A 12338-nucleotide genomic window follows, 5' to 3' on the forward strand; every position below is an offset into this window, starting at 1 on the left:
GCATAATAGGCGAAGCTATATATTGCAAATACGTTTTTATACCATTATACTTTTGTCCGTATGATGATATGCTATAGTTTTGGAGAAGTGAAAGGTTGATTGTAATGAATATATGGTTAAATATGTTAACGACGACAGGACTCGGAGCAATTATTGGGGGATATACGAATCATTTAGCGATAAAAATGTTATTTCGTCCTCATCGTCCTATTTATATCGGAAAGTTTCAAGTTCCATTTACACCAGGGTTAATTCCGAAGCGTCGTGATGAACTTGCTGTTCAATTAGGAAATATGGTTGTAGAACATTTGTTAACACCAGAAGGAATTGAAAAAAAGCTAACAAATGAAGAGTTTCAAAAAGGTTTAATTCACTGGGCGCAAGTGGAAGTGGATAAAGTAATTACGAATGAACAATCACTGCGACATATGTTAGAAAAATGGAATGTAGCGCATGTAGAAGAAGAAGCGACTCGAAAAATCGAACATGTTATTACAGAAAAAATTCATGCATTTTTAGCAGAGTATTATACATATACATGGGAACAGGCTTTACCTCATTCTGTAAATGAAAAAGTAGAGAATGCGATTCCGAATGTCTCGGCGTTTATTTTAGAGCGAGGAATTAGCTTTTTTGAAAGTGAAGAAGGGAAAGCACGTCTTTCAAAAATGATTGATGATTTCTTTGCTTCTCGCGGAACGCTACTTAACTTAGTCGGAATGTTTTTAGGAAATGTAAGTGTAGTGGATCGTGTGCAGCCAGAAGTTATTAAGTTTTTAGGTCAAGATGGTACAAAGCAGCTTTTAACTGACGTACTGCAAAAAGAGTGGGAAAAGTTAAAAGGAAGAGATGTAAAAGAATTAGAAGCATTTGTAGAGAAAGAAATGATTGTAAGCTCCGTGCTGTCAGCAGTTAAAGTAGAGGAAACAGTGAGTAAGTTTTTAAATCAATCTGTTCAGCAAGTATGTGAGCCGGTTCGAGAAATAATTATTGAAAAAGTGGTTCCGAGTGCAGTAAAGAAAGGCTTGAAGTGGGGAACAGAAAACGTAGAGAGTATATTAAATAATCTACACCTTGCGGAAATTGTTCAGCAAGAAGTGTCTACATTCTCAACAGAAAGATTAGAAGACTTAGTTCTGTCTATTACGAAAAACGAATTGAAAATGATTACGTATTTAGGAGCATTATTAGGTGGAATGATCGGTCTCATGCAAGGATTGTTACTATTGTTTCTTAGATAATAAGGTGAGTACATAGAAATAAAAGTGAAATTTCTTCACATCTCTTGCATAGTTTGATATGGTAAGAAGAGGTGCGTATGTAAATGCACTGAAAAGGCAGTGCGTATGAAAAGCGCTAGCCTTCTAAAGGAGGAAAAATAAAATGACAAAGAACATTCATGATGTTGCATATGAATTACAAAAAGCAATCGCTGAAAACGAAGACTTCAAAACTTTAAAAGAGAGCTACGTAGCAGTTCAAGCTGACACAGCTTCAAAGAATTTATTCGATGAGTTCCGTACAATGCAACTTAGCCTACAACAAAAAATGATGCAAGGCCAAGAAATCACTGAAGAAGACAACCAACAAGCACAAGAAGTTGTAGCTCGCATTCAACAAGATGCTAAAATTACAAAATTAATGGAAACTGAGCAACGCCTAAACGTTGTAATCGGTGACGTTAACAAAATTATCATGAAGCCACTTGAAGAATTATATAGCGCGCAACAACAAGCTTAATAGTGGAAGACGCTCCTAGTTTAGGAGCGTCTTTTTTGTTTAGGGAATTTAATAGTTATACCACAAAAACTCCCTTTCAAAATAGCCATTTCTTATTGGTTATTTTGAAAGGGGTATGTAATACATCTAATTTTTTTTATTGCTGTTAATTGAAGTTTTAATGTTTTTTTCGTTCAAAAACTTTTCAATCTCTTTTTGTTTCCTCCCATTTATTTTCTCAAGGCGTTTTGTAAAAGAAAAATTGGCTTTGAATAAGTTACCATCTTGGGCGAGTTTGTCTAATTCTTGATCTAGCTCTACGAAAATATCTGTAGATGAAGACATAAATTCATATATTTCTTTTGAAGGTTTTTTATAATCATTAGGTAAATTATTATTACTAATAAACTCATGGAAATTCATATCGTTTTGTTTCGCTAAATCAATTAGTTTTTGTAATTTTTCTTGGTCAGATTCCGTGAAATTCTTATCAGAATTTGTTGAAGCGAGAGGGATGGTATTTTCAGATAACTCCCAACTATAATCTATATAATTTTTTATATTTTGCTTCATTTCGTCTTCACTAATATTTTCATTTTTCTTTGAGGAACTAAATATATTTTCTGGAACTTTAATAGCAACATCTTTAATAGATTGTACATCGTTTTCTTCCTTAGGTTGTACACTGTTTGAACAAGCTGATAGAAATAAAATTGTAAGTAACGTGAGTAGGTATAAAATATACTTTTTCATATTAATCTCCTTTTACATTCATTAGTATCTTTGTAAAATAGCTAAATTCCATTTTAAATACTTAACTAAAAGTGAGTATATATGTTTTATCATTTGATAAGATATGACGGATATTAGTAAGCCGATGCAAAAGGCTATGAATACATTGTAAACATCGGAATAACTGATTTGATGAAACCCTTTAAAGAATCCTAATCCTATTAATAAGATAGGTGAAATAATTAATAACGGAGTGGCAATTATAAGTGCTAGAAGAAGCGGTAATAGAAAGAGTAATAGGAAAAAGGCGATAATGATACATATAAAGTTTAAAACACTTAAGCTCATAACAGAAAACAGTGCTGTCATAATATTTTTTAGGCTGCGCCTATTGTCAGCGTTACTTATTACATATGAAATATTAAGTTCTTTAGCGATAGTTTTAGGGTTTCCTAGCTTTTTAGAAATTTCCTCTTCAGATATTCCATCTTGTTTACCACTAATAAAATGAGTTTCGTACTCCGAGATAATATCCTCTTTTTCTAAATTAGGCATATTCCGTAGGGAAGAACTAAGTTGCTCTAAAAATTCATTTTTGTTCATAACAATCACTTTCCTTTATAAAATGATGAATTATGGCTGAAAATCCTATCTTTTTTCTAAACAGCACACTCAATCTATATCTACTTTTTGAAAGGAGATATACTAATTGTGAATAAAATTCCAAATAATGGGCATCCCGTTATTTACAAATATATCACTTACTATTATTCTTTGCAAGGTACTATAAATTTGTTAATAATGTGAATAGGTGGAAGTATTTTTGTACATTTTTAGAAGAGATATAAAAATGTTATTTTAAGATAAACAAAAGGTTGTAAGCGTATTCTTTAAATCTTGTCAAAATAATGTCGAATTCATATTGTTGGAAAAATAATGCATTTGTAATATAATGATAAATGATACTTCACCACATTAATTAACTAGGTGAAATTAAAAATCTTTATTACACAAATTATGAAACAAAGGGTAACTAACTGTTACGATTTATTTAACCAATTATAACGAAAGTTAATTAAATATATCAGTAAGCCCTGCTAGTCAAGTAATTGGCTAGTAGTGAGGGTTAACTGCGGGCAATCCCTAAAGCTGATTGAACTACAACGTGGCTAGAAATAGCGAGCGTGAATGTCGCGAAAGCAGAAAAAATCAATCAGATGATGCAAGGTTAAATCCTAAACATTAGAACAATGGGTCTTCCGCCTCGAATCATCTAAGTCAAAATGGATAGGATGAACGTTCAACGACTATCTCGTATAACTGACGAGAGTACATCACAAGCCTATGGTGGTGGAAAAATCCTCTATCTCTAAAGAGATAAACATATAGTCTGCGCTCATGTGAAAACATGAGAAGTTCATAAGAGAACTGGCTAAGGAATTGCGCCCTTAGTTGAACGAGATACATTTAATTAAATCTATCAAACCTCATTGAATCCATCGAACGTATGTGCTATGGTAGATTCAATGAGGTAAGAATAATAATGAAATTTTTACGAGTTAGTCAAGTATCAGAATTAACAGGTTTGCATCCGAGTAGTCTTACGAGAATGCTGGTGGAACACGCTACTATTCAGAAGAACAAATCTTTCATTAAAGGAGTTACATTCTGATGATATTGGCGAAGAAAGTCAGACTAATTCCAACGCCTGAACAAGAAAAATTGCTTAGAAACCATGCTGGTGCTGCAAGATTCGCTTATAACTATTGTAAAAGAATGAGTGATAGATACTATAAGCTATTTGGAAAATCTGTTTCACAGTTAGCTTTACAGAAACGATTTACAAAGATTAAGAAGCGAAAGAGATATGAGTGGTTAAAAGACATTAATGCACAAGTTCCCAAACAGGCTTCAAAAGATTTTGATACGGCGAGAAAAAATTCGTTCAAAAAGTACAAAAATGGTTCTCACACTTCTTATAAATCCAAAAAAGATTTAATTCAAGGATTTTATGCCAATTATGAAAGACTGGTTATAGGAAAGAAAGTCGTTCATATTCAGTCTATTGGAGAAGTGAAAACAAGCCAACAACTACCAAGAAATAAAAAACCATCCAACCCAAGAGTTACCTTTGACGGTCGTCACTGGTGGATTAGTGTAGGGTTCCAAGAAGACTTTGAATCACAAGAACTAACCGATGAGTCGATTGGTGTGGATGTTGGTTTAAAAGAGCTGTTTGTAGCTTCTAATGGTATGAAAGAACGAAATATAAACAAAGATGCCAAGGTTAAAAAACTTTTGAAAAGGAAAAAGTCAGCACAAAGAGATATGTCTAGGAGATTTAAAAAAGGTGTAAAAATTCAATCTACCGGATATGAAAAAGCGAAAGCTGAGCACCTGCGGTTATCTAGGAAAATTACGAATATCCGAAATAACCATATCCATCAAGCAACAGCTAAATTGGTGAAAACCAAACCAATGAGGATTGTTGTGGAAGACTTACCTATCTCAAACCTGTTAAAAAACAAAAAACTATCGAAAGCATTTTCATTTCAAAAATTAAACTTCTTCTTTCAATGTTTATCATACAAGTGTGAGAAGTACGGCATTGCGTATGTAAAAGCTGATAAATGGTTCGCTTCAAGCAAGATTTGTTCATGTTGCGGCGTTAAATACGACCATTCAGTTCAACCAGAAGGACAGTGGAGTTTAAAGATTCGTGAGTGGCGTTGTGCTTCATGCAATAGCTATCACGATAGGGATGTAAATGCGTCGATAAATTTATCAAGATGGGTAAAATAAATGCTTGATAATAGGAGGTAACGATACTGCCTCGTGTGGAGTGTTATACCCCTCGTCCCTTTGGGGTTGCGAGAACACGATGAAGCACTAACTCGTGTAAATTTGATTGAATTGTATAGATTTAGTTAAGTTTATCGTATCGGATGATTAGTTTGAGTACAGGTGTAAAAGTAAACGACGTGAAGACAAAAACAAAAGGAGCAGATCTTGTTGTTGATTGTTTAATTAAACAAGGTGTTACACATGTTTTCGGTATTCCAGGAGCAAAGATTGACTCTGTATTTGATGTATTGCAAGAAAGAGGACCAGAGTTAATAGTTTGTCGTCATGAACAAAATGCAGCATTTATGGCAGCTGCTATTGGTAGATTAACAGGGAAACCGGGCGTATGTCTTGTAACTTCAGGACCAGGGACATCAAATTTAGCGACAGGTCTTGTTACTGCGAATGCGGAGAGTGATCCCGTTGTTGCTTTAGCTGGTGCAGTACCGCGTACGGATCGATTAAAACGTACGCATCAATCTATGGATAATGCTGCACTATTCGAACCAATCACAAAATATAGCGTAGAAGTAGAGCATCCTGATAATGTGCCAGAAGCACTTAGTAATGCATTTCGAAGTGCGACTTCCACAAATCCGGGAGCTACTTTAGTAAGTCTTCCGCAAGACGTTATGACTGCGGAAACAACTGTAGAGTCTATCGGTGCGCTTTCTAAGCCACAGCTTGGAATCGCTCCCACACATGATATTACATATGTAGTAGAAAAAATAAAATCAGCGAAATTACCAGTTATTCTACTTGGTATGAGAGCGAGCACAAATGAAGTGACGAAAGCTGTTCGTAAATTAATTGCGGATACAGAACTTCCTGTTGTTGAAACATATCAAGCAGCTGGTGCGATTTCACGTGAGTTAGAAGATCATTTCTTCGGCCGCGTTGGATTATTCCGTAACCAACCAGGTGATATTTTACTAGAAGAAGCAGACCTTGTTATTTCTATCGGTTATGATCCAATCGAGTATGATCCAAAATTCTGGAATAAACTTGGCGACAGAACGATTATTCATCTTGACGACCATCAAGCAGATATCGACCATGATTACCAACCAGAGCGTGAATTAATTGGTGATATTGCCTTAACGGTAAATAGCATCGCGGAGAAATTACCGAAACTTGTATTAAGTACGAAATCAGAAGCGGTATTAGAACGATTACGCGCGAAATTATCAGAACAAGCAGAAGTTCCGAACCGTGCTTCGGAGGGTGTTACGCATCCACTTCAAGTGATTCGTACACTTCGTTCTTTAATTAGTGACGATACAACTGTTACATGTGACATCGGTTCCCATTCTATTTGGATGGCGAGATGTTTCCGTTCTTATGAACCACGTAGATTATTATTTAGTAACGGTATGCAAACGTTAGGTGTTGCACTTCCTTGGGCAATCGCAGCTACTTTAGTAGAACCAGGTAAAAAAGTAGTTTCCGTATCAGGTGACGGTGGTTTCTTATTCTCAGCGATGGAGTTAGAAACGGCGGTACGTTTAAATTCTCCAATCGTCCATCTTGTTTGGAGAGACGGCACATATGATATGGTTGCATTCCAACAAATGATGAAATACGGTAGAACATCAGCTACAGAGTTTGGTGATGTTGATCTTGTGAAATATGCGGAAAGTTTCGGAGCGTTAGGTCTTCGTGTTAACACGCCTGATGAATTAGAAGGGGTATTAAAAGAAGGATTAGCAGCAGATGGTCCTGTCATTATTGATATTCCAATTGACTATCGTGACAACATTAAATTAAGCGAAAAATTATTACCAAACCAATTAAACTAATGGAGGCAGATTTGAGATGACTGTTGCGCAATTAATTGATATTGATGCAAAAAAAACGAAAATGAGTAATGAAGTATATCAAACATCTACAATGCTTGCGCTATTAGATGGTATATATGATGGTGTGATTAGCTTTGAAGATTTGAAAAAACATGGTGATTTCGGCATCGGCACATTTGATCAATTAGATGGTGAAATGATTGCATTTGATAATGAATTTTATCATTTACGTTCAGACGGTTCAGCGGAAAAAGTAGAGCCAGAAGAAACAACGCCATTTGCGACTGTAACGTTTTTTGAAAAAGAAATGAGTTATACGGTAGAGCATTCGATGAATCGTGAAGAAGTTGAAGCATTATTACATGAATTAATGCCAAGTAAAAACTTATTTTACGGTATTCGAATGGACGGTACGTTCCGTGAAGTAAGGACGAGAACTGTTCCAAGACAAGAAAAACCGTATACACCGCTCGTTGAAGTGACGAAATCACAACCAATCTTTTCATTTGAAAATACAGAAGGTACGCTTGCTGGATTTTGGACACCAGATTATGCGCAAGGTATTGGTGTAGCTGGATTCCACTTACATTATATTGATGATGAAAGAAGCGGAGGTGGACATGTTTTCGACTATGTTATAGAAAACTGTACGATCCAAATTTGTCAAAAAGCTCATATGCATTTAGCACTTCCAGAAACAGCTGATTTTATGGCGGCTGAATTATCAAGAGAAAACTTAGAGGATAATATTGCAACTGCGGAAGGCGCAGAGTAAAAAGGGAAGCCAATTCGGCTTCTCTTTTATTTTGAGTTACTCCCGATATGCGGAATAATCCTCATCAGAAATAGAATAGTTCTCTTTACCAGTTAAGGCTGATACTTCTACTAATTGATGTCCAAGCCCATCCCATACTGTAACAGTATATAAGGATGACCATTTAATATTCCCACGAGCGAGTCGGAAAGAATAATAGTCGTTATCTGTTGTTACTAAAACTTTGTTATAAATAATATTTTTCGTTTTTTTATTTTGTAAAATAAGGACAAAGTCTAGTTTATCTTCTTGTTTCGGAATTTGTAGTATTCTTGCTATAAACATTCCATTTGGATTTTTCTTCGTTTTATATACTTTTTCTGATTCTATTTTTAGTTCAGGTTTGCCTCTCATAGTCTCTCCCTTTACATATGTTTATTTCTTTGAAACAAACGGATGCCCGTCATAATAAAAACGCCACGGATAATGTACAGCTTCTTCTGCATAGTCGATATTAATACGAGGTCCTGCTGCTATTTTATATTGTGATGATATATGTTCATCTTTTGGGACCAGTTCAATATGCAATGTGTCACTTTGTAATGATAAGCCTCGTTCTTTTAAAGTAATTCCGAGTGCACGGCATAGTTTGCCAGGACCGCTTGTTAAGTTTTTATATTGCGCTTTTGTAATGTCTGTTTTGTTGTAGCGCGCTAGTTTTATTTCTTCAATACCGTCTACTGGCTCAAGGGCTCGAATGAGAACACCTTGCGGGGTGCCAACTGGTGCTGTAATAACGTTAAAACAATGGTACATACCGTAAATTAAATATACGTAAGCATGCCCTGGTGCGCCAAACATAACTTCTGTGCGATCTGTCCGTCTGCCGCCGTAACTATGTGCGGCCTTATCATCTGGGCCTTTATATGCTTCTACTTCTACAATGATTCCGCTTCGCTTTATTCCGTCTACAATATGAACAAGTTTTTGCCCGAGTAATTTTTTTGCGACTTCTAACGTATCGCCTTCATAAAAAGAAGGAGGTGCCTGCATTGTACTATCTCCTTTACTAAGTGTATATGTATATAGTAAACCAAATTTTCAGTAGTAATTCTAACTCGTTCTATTTGCTACATTTATTTCATAAATTATGGATAGAGTACAACAGCGAAGAGGGGGAGTGCGACATGATTTATCGCTTACTAGCTCTTAATATAGATGGGACACTACTATACAACAATGGAAAAATTGCAAAAGGATTAAGAGAAACAATTGAATTTGTGAAAAGAAAAGATGTATACGTTACGTTATTTACGAGCCGTAATTTTCAATCCGCTCATAAAGTAGCAAAGGCGTTAAAATTAGATTCTATATTAGTGACACATGGTGGTGCTTTCGTTTCAGCAACGTTAGATAAGCCATACGTTCAAAGAAGATTATCTGAAGAGAAGACTTTTAACATTGTGCAAGTGTTAGAGCACTTTGATTGTAACGTACGTATTTCTCATGAACGGTTTTCGATAGGAAATCGTGAGAGAAATACACCAAACTTAATTGCGCGCACTGTATTATCAAGCGCAGATCCGTTATTTTATCCAGTTCAATTTGTAGATTCGTTAGGTGACGCGCTTCGTGACCATCCGGTAGCGGCGCCAAAAATTGATGTTCTTTTCCAAAGTAAAGGTGAAAAAGAACGCGGGCTAAATACATTAAGAAAAGCATTCCAAGATGTAGAGTATGTTGAATGTGATTCAAAACGAATAGAAATCTTGCCGCAAAATGTATCAAAGTTACGCGGATTACAATTGCTTGGAGAGCATTTAAATATTTCGCTAAATGAAATGGTTGCGATTGGAGATAGTATGGAAGATTTAGAGGTTATTGAAAACGTGGGACTTGGTGTAGCGATGGGGAACGCGCCTGTAGAGTTAAAGCAAGCAGCAGATTGGATTACACGTTCAAATAGTGAGAACGGTGTAGAATACATGATTAAAGAGCATTTCCGTAAGCAATTCCCGCTTCCGTTTTTGAAGAATCATAAAAATACACCGAAACGATGACAGAAAAACGTAGCTTTTTGGCTACGTTTTTTTGTTTATCTTATTAAAAATAGTGAAAGCGTTTTAAAAAATGAATTGTGTATGAAATCTATACAATTCACTTGAATCCTTTAGAAAACTAATGTAAAGTGGATGATGTTGCCAAAACAGTTACACCACATGAAATATTCTTCAGATTAATTTTATTGGGCTCCCATACGTAAAAGTATTTCCGCATGACAGTTTAGTTCACGTATTATTTCAAAAATGAATTGTAGCAATCTTATTAAGTAGTTGTAGTGTTTCTTTGTTTTATTTAAATGGATTATTTTAAGTTAATGTGAGTAAGACCTGGTACATATGAAATGTGCTTCTTTTTGTGGTTTTAGGAAGTTTAAAAGGGGGAATGAATTTCTTGAGGAAATCATTTAATCAAAAAATTAAAAAGTTAAGTAGTAGTTTAATAGTTGTATTACTAATATGTATGAATTTTTTAATCCATTTACCATTAAAAGCAGAGGCAGCTACAACAGAATTAAAAGGTTTAGGTGATGTATCTTATTACAACGCCATCATTTTTGGAGATCATAGTGCAACGAGTGCGGATATTGAAGGTGCGATGGCTGTTCAGAAAAATATGAACGCATCAAGTTATACAGTCGTAGCGGCTGCAACTGGAGCAAATAACTTAGCTGGAGCAACTTGGGTAGATGAAGGATATCCATCATTATTACTAGGCGGTCAATTTACGAAAGCGGGAGCAGGACAGGTAATTATTCAAGATGGAACAGTGGCGATGACAAAAGACGGTGACCCAGATGGAGCAATGAAAACGTCATATGACCGTATCTCTTATAAAGAGCAAGCGGAGATTGATGCTAAGTTTAAAGAATTTAGAAAAGACGTTGATGGTGTAATTGGGGATGCAAGTAAACTATACACTGATAAGCCAAAACCTAATATGAGCTTTGGAATCGGTGAAGATGTAAACAACCCTAATATTTATGTCTCTTCAGGCCAGACGGGAAAGAAAGCATTTGATGTAAAAGACGTTTTTCTTCCGAATGTAGAGAATAAAGACTTTATTGTTATTTATTCAGATGCAGAAGAAGTGAGTTTTGGTGGCGGTGCAATTTTGTATGATACAAGAAATACTGGGATGGCGACGGATTTAATTAATACATCTCAAGCATACGACCCTAATTCATCTTTTACTGAGTTAGCTAGTAAAGTAATTTGGGTATTTCCTAATGCTACAAAGATAACAACTAAAGGTTATGGTGTAGTAGGTAGTGTGTTTGCCCCTAATGCAGTTGTAGAAACAAAAGGTGGTTCTATTAATGGACAAGCCTATGTTGGAGGATTACACCAAAGAGATGGTTTTGAGGTTCATAACTTTAAATTTAACTGGCCAAAATGGAATAAACCAGCAGCCGAAAAAGGACATTTACAAATTAAAAAAGTTGATGAAAATGATAAAAACATTGTTTTAAAAGACGCAAAATTTGATGTTATAGACAAAGATAATAACGTTGTGGCTACTGTTACAACAAACGAAAAGGGTATTGCGGAAGTTAAAGATTTACCACTTGGTGACTATTTTGTAAAAGAAATAAATGCACCAGAAGGATATATAAAAGTTGATACACCAGTCAAAGTAACAATTGATAATACAAACGTAATTGAACTTGTTATGAAGAATACGAAAAAAGTAGAGAATGGCCAATTTAAATTATTGAAAAAAGATAGTGAATCTGGTCAACTTCTACCAGGTGCAAAATTTGATGTTATCGATAAAGATGGGAAAGTTGTGGAAACAATTGTTACAGATGATAAAGGTGAAGCCTTATCGAAACAACTTCCAGTTGGAAGCTATACATTAAAAGAAGTAGAAGCACCGAAAGGATATGAATTATCATCTAGTTCAGTTTCTGTTGATGTAGAGGCTAATAAAGTAGTGACTGTAGATGTAGTGAATAAAAAGATCCCCGAAAAAGTAACAGGTCAATTTGAAATTGTGAAAGTAGATGCGGAAGATAAAACGAAAGTATTATCAGATGCAGAATTCGAAGTATATAAAGATGGTAAAAAAGTAGATACGTTACGAACAGATAAAACTGGTAAAGTAGTTTCACAGAAATTAGAACCAGGAAAATACACATTAAAAGAAACGAAAGCACCACAAGGATATAAATTGCTAAAAGAAGAAATTGAAGTCGTTGTGGAAGCAAACAAAGTAGTACAAGTACAAATAGAAAACGCAAAAGAACTAGGAAGCTTACAAGTAATCAAAAAGGATGCAGAGAGTGGAAAAGTTCTAGCAGGTGCAGAATTTAAATTAAAGAACGAAGCTGGTCAAGTAGTTGGAGAAGCGAAAACAACGAATAAAGACGGTGTTGTGAAATTCGAAAACGTAGTGCCAGGAAAGTACACGTTAGAGGAAACGAAAGC

12 protein-coding genes are annotated in these 12338 nt (G+C 35.2%); 8 read left to right on the forward strand and 4 right to left on the reverse strand.

The features are described 5' to 3' along the window. Positions 1-104: 104 nt before the first annotated feature. Positions 105-1241, forward strand: a complete 1137-nt coding sequence (locus BM089_RS26500; protein WP_139213337.1) for a DUF445 domain-containing protein — start codon at positions 105-107, stop codon at positions 1239-1241. Positions 1242-1383: 142 nt separating this feature from the next. Next, complete coding sequence (locus BM089_RS26505; RefSeq protein ID WP_090978508.1) at positions 1384-1740, forward strand: YlbF/YmcA family competence regulator; 357 nt, start codon at positions 1384-1386, stop codon at positions 1738-1740. Positions 1741-1866: 126 nt separating this feature from the next. Here BM089_RS26505 and BM089_RS26510 read toward each other — a convergent pair whose 3' ends face one another. Together BM089_RS26510 and BM089_RS26515 are read right to left on the reverse strand one after the other, a co-directional pair. Beyond that, positions 1867-2472 (reverse strand): NDxxF motif lipoprotein, encoded by a 606-nt coding sequence (locus BM089_RS26510; RefSeq protein ID WP_090978510.1) that lies wholly within the window; start codon positions 2470-2472, stop codon positions 1867-1869. Positions 2473-2493: 21 nt separating this feature from the next. Beyond that, complete coding sequence (locus BM089_RS26515) at positions 2494-3054, reverse strand: HAAS signaling domain-containing protein (RefSeq protein WP_001038638.1); 561 nt, start codon at positions 3052-3054, stop codon at positions 2494-2496. A gap of 940 nt (positions 3055-3994) precedes the next feature. Here BM089_RS26515 and BM089_RS31810 point away from each other — a divergent pair. The 4 genes from BM089_RS31810 (at position 3995) to alsD (ending at position 7869) form a co-directional block, all read left to right on the forward strand. Next, positions 3995-4123 carry a hypothetical protein gene (locus BM089_RS31810; RefSeq protein WP_000670740.1) on the forward strand — a complete coding sequence of 43 codons (129 nt, stop codon included), beginning with the start codon at positions 3995-3997 and terminating at the stop codon, positions 4121-4123. Next, entirely contained in the window at positions 4123-5253 is a 1131-nt protein-coding gene (locus BM089_RS26520) for an RNA-guided endonuclease InsQ/TnpB family protein (RefSeq protein WP_090978512.1), read from the forward strand. The genes BM089_RS31810 and BM089_RS26520 overlap by 1 nt, the downstream gene beginning before the upstream one ends. 152 nt (positions 5254-5405) lie before the next feature. Continuing rightward, complete coding sequence (gene alsS, locus BM089_RS26525; RefSeq protein ID WP_090978513.1) at positions 5406-7094, forward strand: acetolactate synthase AlsS; 1689 nt, start codon at positions 5406-5408, stop codon at positions 7092-7094. A gap of 16 nt (positions 7095-7110) precedes the next feature. After that, the gene (alsD, locus tag BM089_RS26530) at positions 7111-7869 is read left to right on the forward strand and encodes an alpha-acetolactate decarboxylase (RefSeq protein ID WP_090978515.1); all 759 of its coding nucleotides are present in this window, start codon (positions 7111-7113) and stop codon (positions 7867-7869) included. A 36-nt stretch (positions 7870-7905) separates the two neighbouring features. On the opposite strand, the gene BM089_RS26535 is transcribed toward alsD, so the two are convergent. Together BM089_RS26535 and BM089_RS26540 are read right to left on the reverse strand one after the other, a co-directional pair. After that, a complete protein-coding gene (locus BM089_RS26535) occupies positions 7906-8262 on the reverse strand; it encodes a hypothetical protein (RefSeq protein ID WP_090978517.1) in 357 nt (118 codons plus the stop codon). A gap of 21 nt (positions 8263-8283) precedes the next feature. Next, a complete protein-coding gene (locus BM089_RS26540) occupies positions 8284-8901 on the reverse strand; it encodes a DNA-3-methyladenine glycosylase (RefSeq protein WP_001148792.1) in 618 nt (205 codons plus the stop codon). Positions 8902-9035: 134 nt separating this feature from the next. Between BM089_RS26540 and BM089_RS26545 the strand changes: the two genes are divergently transcribed. Both BM089_RS26545 and BM089_RS26550 read left to right on the forward strand, forming a co-directional pair. Continuing rightward, on the forward strand, positions 9036-9908 hold the full coding sequence (locus BM089_RS26545) for a Cof-type HAD-IIB family hydrolase (protein ID WP_000640419.1): 873 nt from the start codon (positions 9036-9038) through the stop codon (positions 9906-9908). Between the two features lie 394 nt (positions 9909-10302). Further along, positions 10303-12338, forward strand: a 2036-nt coding sequence (locus BM089_RS26550; protein WP_139213338.1) for an MSCRAMM family protein, incomplete at its 3' end; no start/stop codon positions are given.

The organism is Bacillus sp. 5mfcol3.1 (genome assembly GCF_900114335.1).
In the GTDB taxonomy this organism is placed as follows: domain Bacteria; phylum Bacillota; class Bacilli; order Bacillales; family Bacillaceae_G; genus Bacillus_A; species Bacillus_A thuringiensis_S.